This window comes from Streptomyces pristinaespiralis (assembly GCF_001278075.1).
In the GTDB taxonomy this organism is placed as follows: domain Bacteria; phylum Actinomycetota; class Actinomycetes; order Streptomycetales; family Streptomycetaceae; genus Streptomyces; species Streptomyces pristinaespiralis.
In genome coordinates, this window is record NZ_CP011340.1 from 5,204,378 (window position 1) to 5,218,242 (window position 13,865).

The window sequence follows — 13,865 nt, forward strand, 5'->3', positions numbered from 1 at the left end:
CTCCTGCTGCTGCGCGGTCCTCTCCTGCCGGGACGCGCGGTCCGGCCGGTGTGCCCACCAGTCTCCCGGGCGCCGGCGGCCCGGTGGCGCACGACATGCGACAGTGGGCGGATGCGAACCATCGGGCTGATCGGCGGCATGAGCTGGGAATCCAGTGCGGAGTACTACCGGCTTCTCAACGAGCTCGTACGGGACCGGCTCGGTGGGCTCCATTCGGCGCGATGCGTGCTCCACTCCGTCGACTTCGCCGAGATCGAGCAGCTCCAGACGGCCGGTGAGTGGGAGCGGGCCGGGGAGATCCTCGCGTCGGCCGCCAGAGGTCTCGAGGCCGCCGGTGCCGACCTGCTGCTGATCTGCACCAACACCATGCACAAGGTCGCCGGCCAGGTCGAGGCGGCGGTCCGGGTGCCGCTGCTGCACCTGGCGGACGCCACCGCCGAGGCGGTCAAGGCCCGTGGCCTCACCCGCGTCGGCCTGCTCGGCACCGCCTTCACGATGGAGCAGGACTTCTACCGCGCACGCCTCGCCGGTCACGGGCTCGAGGTCCTCACCCCGGACGCAGAGGGGCGCGCGCTGGTGCACCGGGTGATCTACGACGAGTTGTGCCTCGGCGTCGTACGGGACGAGTCCCGCGCCCGCTACCAGGACGTCATCGGCGAGCTTGTCGCCGCCGGAGCGGAGGGCGTCGTCCTCGGCTGCACCGAGATCGAGCTGCTGATCGGCCCGGACGACAGCCCTGTGCCGGTCTTCCCGACGACCAGGCTGCACGCGCAGGCGGCCGTCGAGGCCGCGCTGGCCTGAGCCCGGACGGGCAGCGCGCGGACCGGCCTGTTCCGCACCACGCACCGGCCGGATCCACCCGGCGGACCGGCCTGTTCGCACGACGCACCGCAGGGGCGCGCGGGCGAACCGGCACGCGTCAGAAGAAACCTGGCGCTCCCTACCGTGTCGGTATTTCGGCCGGTAGCGTCGCTCTTCTTGGGGCGAGCCGTTGAAAGCTCGAGAGCAGGGCCGGGGGCCGAGTTGAGCGATGTGCGGATCAGTGTCGTGACGCCGGGGGAGCTGGGCGCGAGCCAGACGGAGGCGTGGCGGGAGATGCGCGCGCATACGGAAGCGCCCGCGAACCCGTTCATGGAGCCCGAGTTCACGCTCGCGGTCGGCCGGGTCCGGGCCCCGGCGCGAGTGGCCGTGCTGTGGGAGGGCGGGGAGCCGGCCGGGTTCTTCCCGCACGAGCGGGGGCCGTTGGGGCGCGGCCGGGCCATCGGTCTCGGGGTGTCCGACTGCCAGGGCGCGGTCCTGCGGCCCGGCCTCGGCATCGATCCGCGCGAGCTGCTGCGGGCGTGCTCGCTGTCGGCCTGGGAGTTCGACAACCTCGAGGCGGGCCAGAAACTGTTCGAACCGGACGCGGCCGACGCCTTCGGCTCGCCCGTCATCGAGGTCGCCACCGGCTACGCCGCATACGAGGAGCAGCTCCGGGAGCGGTCGCCCAGGTTCCTGCGCACCACGCTCGCGAAGGAGCGAGAACTCGGGCGCCGGGCGGGCGGCGTGCGGTTCGTCCTGGACGAGCGGGACCCGGCGGCGCTGCGGACGCTGATGTCCTGGAAGTCCGCCCAGTACCGCGGGACCGGCCGCCGGGACCGCTTCTCACAGCGGTGGACCAGCACCCTGGTGCGGCAGCTGCACGAGTCGAGGGCGGCCGGCTGCCGAGGGACGCTCTCCGTGCTGTACGCAGGGGACCGGCCGGTCGCCGCGCACTTCGGGCTGCGCTCGCGGACCGTGCTGTCCTGCTGGTTCCCGGCGTACGACCCCGGGTTCGCCTCGTTCTCACCCGGCCTGATCCTGCATCTGAGGATGGCGGAGGCGGCGGCCGGCGAGGGGATCGCGCTGCTGGACCTCGGCCGTGGGGCCGCCGAGTACAAGGACGCCCTCAAGACCGGCGAGCTGCGTGTCCACGAGGGCGCGTCCCTGCGGCTGGGGCCGGGGGCGGCGCTGTACTGGCTCGGCCGCGAACCGGTGCGCCGCGCCCATGGGTTCGTCCGCGGCCACCCGTGGCTCGCCGCGCAGGCCCGACGGGTGCTGAACCGGGTGGGCCGGCTGCGTGGCACCCGCTGACGCCGGACGCGGCCCGAAGGGGCACGGCCGGCCGCGCACCGTACGCACACCAGAGGGACACGCATGCTGAGCAGATCACCGCGGCCCGCCGCGCCCCGGCCGCCGGCGCCGATGCGGGTGGTGGAACTGGACCTCGACGGCCCCGACGGGGAGGTCCTCGCCTTCGGTCCGGCCCCGTACGGGCGGGCATCCGGCCGGCCCGGCGCCCCGCCCACGGCGGAGCGGGCCCCCGCGGCGGACGTCGTCTTCGCACTGGTCCGGCTGCGCGGGCTGCCCGTCGCCACCGTGGTGTGCCGCGTACCGCCCGGGCGCAGGGCCGCCGACGCCGTCGCCGTGGCCGCCCGCGCGCGGCTCGCCGGCCGGGGGGCGCCGGCCGCGCCGCCGCACGGCGACCTGCCGCGTACCAGTGTCGTCGTCGCCACCCGTGAGGGGGCCGACGGGCTGCCCCGCACCCTGGATTCGCTGATCGCCCAGGACCACCCGGATTACGAGATAGTCGTCGTCGACAGCGCCCCCGTCACGACCGCCACCCGCGATCTCGTGGAGAACAAGTACGGCGGCCTGCGGACCGTACGCGTCCGGTACGTCGGTGAACCGGTGCCGGGCCTCGCCGTGGCCCACAACCGGGGCGTCACCGTCGCCGACGGCGCGGTGCTCGCGTTCACCGACGACGACGTGGTCGCGGACCCGCGGTGGCTCACCGCGCTCACCGCGCCGTTCGCGGACGACCCGCGGCTCGGCTGCACGACGGGCCTGACCCTGCCCGCCCGGCTGGGCACCCCGGCGCAGATCCTGCCGGAGAGCCGCGACGGCTTCGTCAAGGAGTTCACGCCCCGTACGTACGACCCGCTGCGCCCGCCCGCCGGCCGGCCGCTGTTCCCGTTCGCCGCGGGCAGCTTCGGAACCGGGGCCAACATGGCCTTCCGGGCCGGCGTGCTGCGCGGCCTGGGCGGTTTCGACCCGGCCACCGGCGCGGGCACGCCCGCACGCGGCGGCGACGACGTGTACGCGTTCGTCTCCGTCCTCGCCGCGGGGTACCGGCTGCGCTGCACGCCGCAGGCGCTGGTGTGGCACCACCGCGAGACGTGGCGGGACCTGACCGGGCAGGCGTACGGACACGGCGCCGGACTGACCGCCGCCCTGACCGCCCTGATGGTCCGCCGCCCGGGGCTGCTGCCCGCGATGCTGCGCAGACTGCCGGCCGGCCTCGCCCACGCCCGTGCCGTCACCGCGTCCCGGGAGGCCGGTACGGGCGGGGCGCACGGGGCGGGGGAGTACCCGTGGCCGCGCCATCTGTCCCGGCTGGAACGCCGCGGGATGGTCGCAGGCCCGCTCGGGTACCTGCGGGCACGGCTACGGCTGCGGGGCTCCGAACTGCCCGAAGTACGGGTTCCCTGACCCACCGGTGCCCCCACTCCGGTGATGCGGGTCACGCGACGGGCCCCTTCCGCGGCGGGGACACCGAGCGGACCGCCGGCGCCCGGCCGACGAGTCGCGGGCAGCACGCGGCGACCGTGGTCGCCGCGGCGAGCAGGACCAGCAGCCGCAGTCCGCTGAAGGAGCCGGCCGCGAGCAGCGCCGTCGCGCAGAGGACCGCCGCGCTCACGCTCAGGAAGAGCGCCAGCACAAGCTGCTCCAGCCGGTCCGAGTCGCGCGTGAAGCCGTCTTCCCGGCTGCCGGCGCCGTAACGGCGCAGGGCGGGCGCGCAGACGCGTACGACGGCGGCGCCGGGGCCAGCGAGGAGGAACGCGACGACGGGCAGCGTGCGCAGCGGCGAGGCGGCGGGCAGCGCGGTGGCGGCCACCGCGCACCAGCCCACCAGTGGCGGCAGCAGCCTGAGTGCCAGCGACGCGGGTCTCATGGTGTGCCCCCTGGCGTGGGCCTCGGCCCCTGGTGAGCAGGAAGTACGCCCGGCCCGGCGGGGCCACGCGTCCTCGGGGAACCGGTAGTCGCCGGTCTCTCCGTACGAGGCGTACGCCGGCGGTTTGTTGCGGTGTGCGGCAACGACGCCGCACAAGGACCGGGACGGCATGGCGGCCCGTACAGGTACTTTCTGCCCGGACGGCGGCGCACCAGTTCTTCGAGCGGTGCGTACGCCTGTGGGCAGCCCTCCCCAAGAGCCATGTGTTTCCCCCCACTTGCCCCTCGGTCAATGTGGACCGATCGGGACTGTCCCGTCAATAACGGGGAAGGGCCCATTCCTTGACGGAATGGGCCCTTCCGAGGGCAGGTGCGAGGGTCCTGTCACTCCTCCAGCGTCAGGCCCTTGCGGAGCCTGCGGAGCGTCCGCGACAGCAGCCTGGACACGTGCATCTGCGAGATGCCGAGTTCTTCACCGATCTCCGACTGCGTCATGTTGGCGACGAAGCGGAGGGAGAGGATCTTGCGGTCCCGCGGGGGAAGGCTCGCGATCATCGGCCTGAGCGACTCGATGTACTCGATGCCCTCGAGTCCGTGGTCCTCGTAGCCGATGCGGTTGGCGAGGGCGCCCTCGCTGTCGTCCTCCTCGGGCTGGGCGTCCAGCGAGCTCGCGGTGTACGCGTTGCTCGCGGCCATGCCTTCCACGACCTCGTCCCGGCCGATGTCGAGCCGCTGCGCGAGCTCGTCGACGGTGGGGGCGCGGTCGAGCTGCTGGGAGAGCTCGTCACCGGCCTTCGCGAGGTCGAGACGCAGTTCCTGGAGCCGGCGCGGCACCCGCACCGACCAACTGGTGTCGCGGAAGAAGCGCTTGATCTCGCCGATGATGGTCGGCATCGCGAAGGTGGGGAACTCGACGCCGCGGCTGAGTTCGAAGCGGTCGATCGCCTTGATCAGGCCGATCGTGCCGACCTGGATGATGTCCTCCATCGGTTCGCTGCGGGTGCGGAACCGTGAGGCGGCGAACTTGACCAGCGCGAGGTTCAGTTCCACCAGGGTGTTGCGGACGTACGCGTACTCGTGCGTGCCCTCCTCGAGGGACGCGAGGCGTGCGAAGAGCGTCTTGGACAGTTCTCGCGCGTCCACCGCTCCCACTTGTTCGAACGGCGGGATCTCCGGAAGACCCTCGAGGGCTTCGGGGCCCGCGACCTGTTCGTCGGTGGGGGTGGACAGTGTCGACGGCGCGGTGGGGGTTCGCGATGCGTCGAGCCGGGGTGACATGGTCTCCTCCATCGTTCTCGGCATATGGCTGCCGAAGCCCATACCTGCTGCTGCGGTGAGCGGCGCCTCCAAAGCCGGCCGTGTTGGTTGTGTCCGTACTAGCCCTACCCGGTCTGCCACGACGATCGCAAGTGGCATATCTGCATGATGTCCGTATTGTCGGTTAGTTCGGCTACCGGTGTGCGCGTGGAGGGCGTAGGGTTCGACGGACGTCAGCGCTGTCCGTCGACGGGGCTGGTGTGATGCACGACACAGTGGGCGACACACTGAAACGACACGGCGAAAAGGGACGGCATGGACCGCGAGACGGTCGGCAGCGTCAATCGGGGCCGGCTTCAGGTCGAGGTTCGGACCGAGGGCCGCAGCGAGATTGTGAAGCCGGTGGGTGAGCTCGATCACCACACGGCGGATCTGCTGCGCGCGCCTTTGGAAGAGGCGATCGAACGCGGTCGCGTACGTGTGGTCATCGACTGCTCGCAGCTCGAGTTCTGTGATTCCACCGGACTCAACGTGCTGCTCGGTGCTCGACTGAAGGCCGAGGCCGGTGGTGGAGGAGTCCATCTGGCCGGGATGCTGCCGGTGGTGGCGAGGGTCTTCGAGATCACCGGGGCCGAGGCGGTCTTCACCGTGCACGACTCCGTCGAGGCCGCCCTGGTCCACTGACGGACCACCCTGTTGTCCGCGTCACGCGGGCCGGATCCGCCCGGTGGGTGTTGTCACGGGCCGGTCGGGCAGGAGAACCCCCGCAGAACGTTGAACGCCCAGCACTCTGCGTACTTGAGACCATCGCGAACTGGTGAATCGGTGAATCGGTGAGGTGAAGCGCTGATGAGCACCACCCGGCAACAACCGCCGGGCGACGCCGGCCCCGAGCCGGGTGGCGCCGGCGCGGCGCCGGCCGTCCCCGCGTCCGGGGCATCCGGCGGCGCCGTGCGCAGCCTTCCCCTGCGCTCGGCCAGCGGCATCGTTCCCCTCGCCCGGGACTTCACGCGACAGGCGCTCTACGACTGGGGCTGGCTGCCCGCCGCGACGGCCGACCGCAGGGCGGCCGCCGAGGACGTGCTGCTGGTCGTCTCCGAGCTGGTCACCAACGCCTGTCTGCACGCGGAGGGACCGGAGGAGCTGCGCGTCGGCTGCGACGGCAAAGTGCTGCGCCTGGAGGTCACGGACCGGGGCGCGGGGCAGCCTGCGCCGCGCACCCCGCACCGGGCCGGACGGCCCGGCGGGCACGGCATGTTCATCGTCCAGCGGCTCTGCATGGACTGGGGGGTCCTCAGAACTCCCGGCGCGCCGGGCAAGACGGTGTGGGCGGAGCTCGCCGCACCCGCCTGACGCCGCGCCGGATCCCTTGAGAGCACGCCGAAACGGCGTGCTCTTTGTCTTCCCTCCCCAAGGCCCCGGGCGTACCTTGAGCGCCCGATCTGATGTGTCGTCAGTTAATTGCGGCCGAGGGGACCCCGACGTGTCGTACCGGAAACGAACAGCTCTCGCCCTGGCGGCGGCGGTGGCGGCCCCGGCGGTGTTGCTGACCGCCCCCGCCGCGCACGCCGTCGTCGTGGACGTCGACTACGAGTGCCGAACCCCGATCGGCCCGAAGGGCGCGGTGTCGCCGATCGACATCACGGCGGTCAGGAACGGCGGCTCGTACAAGCTCACCATGTCCTTCCGGAAGGGCGTCTCCTCGAGCCCGGTCGAACTGGGCAAGGGCGCCATGAACCCGAGCGCGGTCATCGAACTGGGCGGCGCGGAGACGGGCGAGGTGCGGGTGTCCGGCCCGCCCAACGCCGCGGCCGTGCCCGCCGAGACCCCGATCAGAATCAACGATCTGTCGGGTACGTACACCCCCGAGAAGAGCGGCAAGGTCACCTTCACGGCAGGCGTCCTGACCATCAAGGCCCTCGGCACGACCACGACCTGCACGCCGAAGAACAACCCCCGGCCCTCGCTCGAGCTCGATGTCACGGCCGCGGGCGGCGCCACGGGCGACGGGCCGTCCGAACTGCCGAGGACCGGTCCCCTGGACTCCGCGGCCGCGCTCGGCACGCTCGGCGGCACCGTACTGCTGACCGGGGCGGCGGGCGTCCTCTGGCTGGCCCGGCGCGGCGGCCGGACCGCGGGCTGAGCCGTGCGGGCCGCCCTCGCGCTCGTACTCGCCCTGGCCGCACCGTCGCCCGGCGCCGGCTGGGAGTCGGGGCGGGAGTACGTGTACCTGGAGGGCAGCCCCGGCATGGTGCTCGAGGACCGCTTGTCCCTGACCAACCCGGGCGCGGAGGCGCTCACGGTGGAGATGAAGGCCCCGCCCGCCCCGGCTCCGTGGATCGCTCTCGCCGCCGGCGAGGTGACGATCCCGGCCCGCACCCGGGCGGAGATCCCCTTCACGGTGACCGTCCCGGCGGACACGCCCCCGGGCGAACGGACGGCGACGATCACGGCGTCGGCAGACGGCCGTACGGAGCCGATCCGCGTCCATCTGCGGGTGAGCGGCCCCAAGGTTCCCGCCCTCACCGTCGAGGACGTGTCCTTCTCCGGCGGTCTCGTCCACTACACCGTCGTCAACCGCGGCAACACACCTCTGTCGCCGCGCGTCTGGCTCCGCGCCGACGGCCTCTTCGGCGCACCGGTGACCCGCCGGGCCCACGAGGTCCGTCAACTGCCGCCGGCGCAACGGGTCGAGCTGACCGAGAGGTGGGACCCGCCGGCGCTGGACCGTGTCGAGCTGCGCCTGGACGTCACCGCCGCGGGAGGCGTGCACTCGCAGGCGACGGTGACGAAGACCTTCCTTCCCTGGCCGGTCCTGCTGCTGACGCTGTTGGTGCCCGCGTCACTCCGGCTCCGCCTCCGCCGCCGGCCCACGAGAGCAGGAGGCTGACGATGTCCTCCGCCCGCCGTGCCCTCGGGGCCGCACTCGCAGCGTTCCTCGTGCTCTCCGCTCTGCTCTGCGCTGTCCCCGCGGCGGTCGCGGACCCGCCACCGCCCCGCGTGGAACTGTCCGCCCCACAGGCGGGCAAGGGCCGGGACATCACCGTCAGCGGCAGCAACTGGCGGCCCCGGGCCCTCCTCATGCTGCTCGTCTGCGGCCGGGCGACCCCCGCCACGGGCGTGATCGGCGGCACCAACTCCTGCGCCAACGCGGACGGCCGCGCGGTCACGACCGACTCCACGGGGTCGTTCAGCAAGAAGGTGCCGGTCGCGGAGCCGCCCGTGCCCTGCCCCTGCGTCGTCCATGTGGCGACCGTGATGGGCGGACAACAGGCCGTCGACGCCGAGTTCGTCGTCGCCGGTCACCCGACCGCCCCGCTTCCCGAGCAGAGTGGCGGCGGCAGGCTCGCGGTGCTCACGGCGACCCGGCTCGAGGGTGACTCGGGCCTCCTGGTGTTCTTCGGCGCCCCGCCCGTCCGCACTCTCGAGTTCACGGTCGGCAACCTCGGCACGGACCCCGTCCACGATCCGGTCTTCGAGATCGGTACGGCGCACGGCCTGTTCGCCCCGCAGTGGGAGGAACAGCAGTGGAGCGGCACGGTCAAGCCCGGTGAGAAGGCTCGGATCACGCTGCCCGTGCAGCTTCCCGCCGGCGCCCACGGGGACTACTCGATCTCGGTCAAGTACGGCACGAAGGTCCTCGCCGAGCAGCCCTGGGGCGTGCCCAGGCCCTGGGGCGTGACGGTGTTCTGGGTGCTGCTGGCCCTGGTCGTGCCGGCCGCCCTGTTCCGTATCGGAATGGCGGTCGTCGACAAGGTCCGGCCGCCGGACCCCCGCCATGCCCGCAGATCCCGCCGCTCCGCTCGCCGGGCCGGGACCGCCTCCGCCGACGGCAGTGCGGGTGACACGGCGGCGGCGCTGCCGTGGCTCCTGCCCGACGCCGCGTACTCCGCGCCCCCGGGGTCCTCCTCGGCGTCCCCGCCCGGCGCACCGTCCACAACGTCCGCACCTTCCGCACCGTCAGAGAACCGGCCCACGACGAAGGGACATTCGTGAGTACGCAACGGAGGATGAGCGCGGCCGGAGTCGCGCTGATGCTCGGCGGAGCGGGGATGCTGCTGGCCGCGAGCCCGGTACAGGCCGCAGAGGTCTCGTACGCGACGGAGTGCATTCCGCCGCCCATTTCCGGTCTGCCGCCCGTACAGGGCACCACCAAGGTGCAGATCACCGCGCCCTCGGAGGCGAAGGTCGGTGACGAGGTCGAGGTGGTGTGGAAGACGGTCCAGGCGGCGTCGAAGAACCCGGACGTCCTGGACCTGGAGAAGGACACGGTCAAACCGACCGGCACGATCACCCTGGGTGGCGCCGCGAGCGGCGAACTCACGGCGGAGGGCCCGCGCCAGAACCCGCCGATCCCCAAGAACAGCCCGATGGTGCTCCCCGACATGAAGGCCACGCTGAAGCTGGAGAAGGCCGGCGAGATCACGCTCACGCCGGGCGCGTACAGCATCAACGTGTCGAAGCCGATCTCGACGGACACCAAGTGCTCGCCGAAGGAGGCGGTCGCACCCGGCGCGACGATCAAGGTGACGGACGGCCAGGGCGGCACCTCCGGCGGTACGAGCTCGGGCGGCACCACCTCAGGGGGCTCGGGCGGGACCACCACGGGTGGCACGACCACAGGCGGCTCCGACTCCGGCGGAACCACTTCCGGGGGCACCACCTCCGGAGGTGGTACCTCCGGCGGTACGGACCCCGGCCCCACCGACTTCGAAGGCAAGGAGATCGAGGTCGCCTACGCCTGCAAGACCCCGATCGGCGACAAGGACGCCGTCTCCCCGGTCCGGATCAACGCCAGGAAGAATGGCGGCAGTTACGACCTGACCGTGAAGTTCTCCAAGTCCGTCATGGACAGTCCCGCCGACATCCCGGCGGACTCCGTGAAGCCCTCCATGGAGGTCGCACTCGGCGGGGCCGACAAGGGCTTCGTCCATGTCGAGGGGCCGACCAACAAGGAGCCCGTCAAGTCGGGCGAACCCATCGAGATCCCGGACCTCACGGGCACGTACAAGCCGGGTGCCACCGGCAAGGCGACGCTCAGCCCCGGCGTGCTGACGGTCAAGGCGCTCGGGACGACCACGACCTGCACCCCGCCGGCCGGCGTCCCGTTCTCCCTGGAGCTGGACACCTCGGCCCAGCCGGGCGGGGCTTCGGGAGGCACGGCCACGGGCGGCGGCACGGCCGGCGGCGGTTCGGGTTCGGCGGGCGGCAGCTCCGGCGGCCTCGCCCAGACCGGTGCGGAGGACGCCGGCGCGCTGCGCGCCCTCGCCCTCGTCGCCGGCACGGTGATCCTGCTCGGGGGCGCGGTGTTCACCTTCACCCCGTGGCAGCGCCTGCGCGGCATGCGCTGAGCGTCGGCTCAGATCTTGCTCAGATCGCCGCTTTCGCTTTGCGTTCCATGATCATCCGCGGATAGTTTCGGCGCGTTCGCCCACTGAGGGCGGTGTTCGGCACATACGGCATCAGCGCGGACCGGCGGGACCTGACCACCCGCCGTTCCGCGATGCCGCGGAAAGGAGCGCACATGCGCTGGGGGAAGAAGGCAGCCACCGGATCGCTCGCCGTCATGATGGCGGCCGCGGGGGCGGGTCTGATCACCGCGGTCCCCGCGGAGGCGGCCACGGCGAAGTACAAGTGCAAGGCCTCGGCCACGCTGGACTGGGGCCGCCCGAAGGCGACGTCGTCCTGCTCGAAGTCGGGCTCCGGCAAGAAGATCACCAAGCACCGGGTGGTCCTGGTGTGCGACGTCCTGCGCGGCACCGGCACGGGCGCGGGTCACACGATCCCGTGGACCCTGAAGGGCGACTGGAAGAAGCCGGGTGAGAAGTCCACCGTGATGTGCGGCTTCCGCAGCTTCCTGCGCAGCTACAAGGTCGAGACCAAGTAGGCGGGTTCCACGCACGACGGGAGGGCCGGCACGAAGGGATCTTCGTGCCGGCCCTCCCGCTGTCGTACGGGGCCGGTGCGCGGACCGGCAGGCGGTGCTACTTCACGTCACCCATGAGCGCGCGGATCTTGCGGCCCGCCATCATGAACGTGAGTCCCGCGGCGACGGCGATGACCGCCCACAGCGAGTAGTACATGGCGTCGCCCAGCGGCTTGTTGAGCTTCGTGGTCCAGCCGTTCAGCGCGTTGCCGGTCGCCGTGGCCAGGAACCACAGACCCATGATCTGGCCGACGAACTGCTTCGGCGCCAGCTTGGTCGACAGCGACAGGCCCACCGGGGACAGGCACATCTCACCGATGGTCTGGACGAGGTAGACGCTCAGCAGCCAGAAGACGGTGACCTTGCCGGTGTCGCTGTTGGCGGCCGCGGCTCCGGCCAGACCCATGATCCCGAAGGAACCGCCGATGAGGAGCATCGCGAGAGCGAACTTCATCGGAGTGCTGGGCTCACGGTTGCGCTGGGCGAGCTTGACCCACAGCGCGGCGAAGATGGGCGCCAGCACGATGACCATGGCCGGGTTGACGGACTGGTACCACGAGGCCGGGAACTCCCAGCCGCCGATCATGCGGTCGGTCTTGCCGTCCGCGAACAGCGTCAGCAGCGAGCCGGACTGGTCGTAGATCATCCAGAACAGGACGGCCGTGGCGAAGAACCACACGAACGCCTGGATCTTCGGCCTGTCCTGCGCCGTCAGCGCCGGGTTGCGGAACATCGAGATGAAGTAGACGACGGGCACGACGATGCCGAGCACCGCGAGCACGTTCACGATGTGCTCGATGTCGTAGGTGCCGAGGGCGATGTCGGCCAGCAGGGCGAGCACGGCGATACCGGCCCACAGCAGGACCTTGCGCAGGACCGTGCGCTTCTCCTCCGGCGTCGCCGGGGTGCCCGGCTGCTTGCCGACGTCACCGAGGTAGCGGCCGCCCAGGACGTACTGGACGACGGCCAGCGTCATGCCGATACCGGCGACGGCGAAGCCGAGGTGCCAGTCGACGTTCTCGCCGAGGTAGCCGACGACCAGCGGGGCGGCCATGCCGCCGATGTTGATCGCCATGTAGAAGAGCGTGAAGCCGGCGTCGCGACGGGCGCTCGACTGCCCCTCGTAGAGGCCGCCGACCATCGCCGAGATGTTCGGCTTCAGCAGTCCCGTACCGGCGGCGATGAGCGCCAGGCCGGCGAAGAACGCCGTGTCCGACGGGATCGCCAGGGTGAAGTGGCCCAGGGCGATGACGATGCCGCCGACGAGCACGGCCTTGCGCGCGCCCCAGAGCCGGTCGGCGATCCAGCCGCCGGGCATGGCGGCCATGTAGACGACGGCGTTGTAGACGCCGTAGATGGAGACGGCCAGCGCCTCCCGCTCCTTCAGGGGTCCGTCGAGGACGGCAGCCACCATGTACAGGACGAGGATGCCGCGCATCCCGTACCAGGAGAAGCGCTCCCACATCTCCGTCATGAAGAGTGTGGCCATACCGCGGGGGTGGCCGAAGAAGGTCTTCTCGCTGCCAGGAGTACTGGCCGAGTCCTTCGTCAGGCTGGACGCCATGGTCGATCCTTGCTCGCTCGGGACGCGGCGCTTCGTGAGCGGTACGCGCCCGGTGGGGGGAGGCCGGCACCGGCACGGGCCGGCCCGCGCCCGCGAGATGGGGCCGGAGACGGTCCGTACCGGGATCCACGCCCCGGGCGCTCTGTGGCGCCGGGGCCCGGCCAACAGGTCATTCACTGCGTCGGGTCGGGGCTCGAAACGACCGGAACGGTATCGGGCCGACCTTCCGACAGAAAAGAGACCCTTGGTGCGCACGGCAGCCAAAGGTCCCCGAGTTGTACTACGGGCGTCTCGCCACCATACGCCACGACAGTGCGGCATATGGAAGGACTTGAGACATGGATCACAGGTGAACGTGGAACCGTCTGCCCTGAATCGAAGGTCGTAACCAGAATCGCACCCCATAGCCGCAGGCATTGTGGATCAAGCCACGAGGCCCGTACCCCGCGGACTACCATCACTCCATGACCCGTGTACTGCTCGCCGAGGACGACGCATCCATCTCGGAACCGCTGGCCCGCGCGCTGCGCCGCGAGGGGTACGAGGTGGAGGTACGCGAGGACGGCCCGACCGCGCTCGACGCGGGACTCGCGGGCGGTGTGGATCTCGTCGTGCTCGATCTCGGCCTGCCCGGGATGGACGGCCTGGAGGTCGCCCGCCGGCTCCGCGCGGAGGGCCACACGATCCCGATCCTGGTGCTCACCGCCCGCGCCGACGAGGTGGACACCGTCGTCGGCCTCGACGCCGGCGCCGACGACTACGTCACCAAGCCGTTCCGGCTCGCCGAACTGCTCGCCCGGGTCCGGGCCCTGCTGCGGCGCGGTGCCGCCGAGCCCGCCCCCGCCCCCGCCACCCACGGCGTCCGGATCGACGTCGAGTCGCACCGGGCCTGGATGGGCGACGAGGAACTCCAGCTGACGGCCAAGGAGTTCGACCTGCTGCGGGTCCTGGTCCGGGACGCCGGCCGGGTCGTCACCCGGGACCAGCTGATGCGCGAGGTCTGGGACACCACCTGGTGGTCGTCCACCAAGACCCTGGACATGCACATCTCCTGGCTGCGCAAGAAGCTCGGCGACGACGCGGCGAACCCCCGCTACATCGCCACCGTGCGCGGCGTCGGCTTCCGCTTCGAGAAGTCCTGATACT

14 protein-coding genes are annotated in these 13,865 nt (G+C 71.7%); 11 read left to right on the top strand and 3 right to left on the bottom strand.

Features of this window, described 5'->3' with window-relative positions:
* The first annotated feature begins 111 nt into the window (after window positions 1-111).
* The 3 genes from SPRI_RS22195 to SPRI_RS22205 all read left to right on the top strand — a co-directional run bounded on the left by SPRI_RS22195 (window position 112) and on the right by SPRI_RS22205 (window position 3,510).
* Window positions 112-801, top strand: coding sequence for an aspartate/glutamate racemase family protein (locus SPRI_RS22195; protein WP_005316752.1), 690 nt, complete (start codon window positions 112-114; stop codon window positions 799-801).
* Between the two features lie 231 nt (window positions 802-1,032).
* Window positions 1,033-2,112, top strand: coding sequence for a GNAT family N-acetyltransferase (locus SPRI_RS22200; protein WP_053557218.1), 1,080 nt, complete (start codon window positions 1,033-1,035; stop codon window positions 2,110-2,112).
* Window positions 2,113-2,175: 63 nt separating this feature from the next.
* Window positions 2,176-3,510, top strand: coding sequence for a glycosyltransferase family 2 protein (locus tag SPRI_RS22205; RefSeq protein ID WP_238996243.1), 1,335 nt, complete (start codon window positions 2,176-2,178; stop codon window positions 3,508-3,510).
* A 31-nt stretch (window positions 3,511-3,541) separates the two neighbouring features.
* On the opposite strand, the gene SPRI_RS22210 is transcribed toward SPRI_RS22205, so the two are convergent.
* A complete protein-coding gene (locus SPRI_RS22210; protein WP_053557219.1) occupies window positions 3,542-3,973 on the bottom strand; it encodes a hypothetical protein in 432 nt (143 codons plus the stop codon).
* Between the two features lie 383 nt (window positions 3,974-4,356).
* Window positions 4,357-5,250, bottom strand: coding sequence for an RNA polymerase sigma factor SigF (locus SPRI_RS22215; RefSeq protein WP_037776711.1), 894 nt, complete (start codon window positions 5,248-5,250; stop codon window positions 4,357-4,359).
* A 294-nt stretch (window positions 5,251-5,544) separates the two neighbouring features.
* On the opposite strand from SPRI_RS22215, the gene SPRI_RS22220 reads away from it, so the two are divergent.
* The 7 genes from SPRI_RS22220 to SPRI_RS22250 all read left to right on the top strand — a co-directional run bounded on the left by SPRI_RS22220 (window position 5,545) and on the right by SPRI_RS22250 (window position 11,116).
* Window positions 5,545-5,913: an STAS domain-containing protein gene (locus tag SPRI_RS22220; protein WP_005316763.1), complete on the top strand. Its 369-nt coding sequence runs from the start codon at window positions 5,545-5,547 to the stop codon at window positions 5,911-5,913.
* Window positions 5,914-6,078: 165 nt separating this feature from the next.
* Window positions 6,079-6,582, top strand: a complete 504-nt coding sequence (locus SPRI_RS22225) for an ATP-binding protein (protein WP_053557220.1) — start codon at window positions 6,079-6,081, stop codon at window positions 6,580-6,582.
* A 130-nt stretch (window positions 6,583-6,712) separates the two neighbouring features.
* Window positions 6,713-7,372 carry a hypothetical protein gene (locus tag SPRI_RS22230; protein WP_037774491.1) on the top strand — a complete coding sequence of 220 codons (660 nt, stop codon included), beginning with the start codon at window positions 6,713-6,715 and terminating at the stop codon, window positions 7,370-7,372.
* A 3-nt stretch (window positions 7,373-7,375) separates the two neighbouring features.
* Window positions 7,376-8,119 (top strand): COG1470 family protein, encoded by a 744-nt coding sequence (locus SPRI_RS22235; protein ID WP_005316768.1) that lies wholly within the window; start codon window positions 7,376-7,378, stop codon window positions 8,117-8,119.
* Between the two features lie 2 nt (window positions 8,120-8,121).
* Entirely contained in the window at window positions 8,122-9,225 is a 1,104-nt protein-coding gene (locus SPRI_RS22240; protein ID WP_005316770.1) for a hypothetical protein, read from the top strand.
* A 14-nt stretch (window positions 9,226-9,239) separates the two neighbouring features.
* Window positions 9,240-10,580: a hypothetical protein gene (locus SPRI_RS22245; RefSeq protein ID WP_037774492.1), complete on the top strand. Its 1,341-nt coding sequence runs from the start codon at window positions 9,240-9,242 to the stop codon at window positions 10,578-10,580.
* A 173-nt stretch (window positions 10,581-10,753) separates the two neighbouring features.
* Window positions 10,754-11,116 carry a hypothetical protein gene (locus SPRI_RS22250; protein WP_158685188.1) on the top strand — a complete coding sequence of 121 codons (363 nt, stop codon included), beginning with the start codon at window positions 10,754-10,756 and terminating at the stop codon, window positions 11,114-11,116.
* A 97-nt stretch (window positions 11,117-11,213) separates the two neighbouring features.
* Here SPRI_RS22250 and SPRI_RS22255 read toward each other — a convergent pair whose 3' ends face one another.
* Window positions 11,214-12,719: a peptide MFS transporter gene (locus SPRI_RS22255; RefSeq protein WP_005316776.1), complete on the bottom strand. Its 1,506-nt coding sequence runs from the start codon at window positions 12,717-12,719 to the stop codon at window positions 11,214-11,216.
* A gap of 464 nt (window positions 12,720-13,183) precedes the next feature.
* Here SPRI_RS22255 and SPRI_RS22260 point away from each other — a divergent pair, with 464 nt between their 5' ends.
* The gene (locus SPRI_RS22260; protein ID WP_005316778.1) at window positions 13,184-13,861 is read left to right on the top strand and encodes a response regulator transcription factor; all 678 of its coding nucleotides are present in this window, start codon (window positions 13,184-13,186) and stop codon (window positions 13,859-13,861) included.
* The last annotated feature ends 4 nt before the right edge of the window (window positions 13,862-13,865 follow it).

What these genes read in the sequence shown, in the direction of transcription:
- SPRI_RS22260 (WP_005316778.1), top strand. Translation starts at nt 13,184, where the DNA reads ATGACCCGTGTACTGCTCGCCGAGGACGACGCATCCATCTCGGAACCG.
- SPRI_RS22210 (WP_053557219.1), bottom strand. Translation starts at nt 3,973, where the DNA reads ATGAGACCCGCGTCGCTGGCACTCAGGCTGCTGCCGCCACTGGTGGGC.
- SPRI_RS22250 (WP_158685188.1), top strand. Translation starts at nt 10,754, where the DNA reads ATGCGCTGGGGGAAGAAGGCAGCCACCGGATCGCTCGCCGTCATGATG.
- SPRI_RS22255 (WP_005316776.1), bottom strand. Translation starts at nt 12,719, where the DNA reads ATGGCGTCCAGCCTGACGAAGGACTCGGCCAGTACTCCTGGCAGCGAG.
- SPRI_RS22195 (WP_005316752.1), top strand. Translation starts at nt 112, where the DNA reads ATGCGAACCATCGGGCTGATCGGCGGCATGAGCTGGGAATCCAGTGCG.
- SPRI_RS22240 (WP_005316770.1), top strand. Translation starts at nt 8,122, where the DNA reads ATGTCCTCCGCCCGCCGTGCCCTCGGGGCCGCACTCGCAGCGTTCCTC.
- SPRI_RS22245 (WP_037774492.1), top strand. Translation starts at nt 9,240, where the DNA reads ATGAGCGCGGCCGGAGTCGCGCTGATGCTCGGCGGAGCGGGGATGCTG.
- SPRI_RS22215 (WP_037776711.1), bottom strand. Translation starts at nt 5,250, where the DNA reads ATGTCACCCCGGCTCGACGCATCGCGAACCCCCACCGCGCCGTCGACA.
- SPRI_RS22225 (WP_053557220.1), top strand. Translation starts at nt 6,079, where the DNA reads ATGAGCACCACCCGGCAACAACCGCCGGGCGACGCCGGCCCCGAGCCG.
- SPRI_RS22205 (WP_238996243.1), top strand. Translation starts at nt 2,176, where the DNA reads ATGCTGAGCAGATCACCGCGGCCCGCCGCGCCCCGGCCGCCGGCGCCG.
- SPRI_RS22220 (WP_005316763.1), top strand. Translation starts at nt 5,545, where the DNA reads ATGGACCGCGAGACGGTCGGCAGCGTCAATCGGGGCCGGCTTCAGGTC.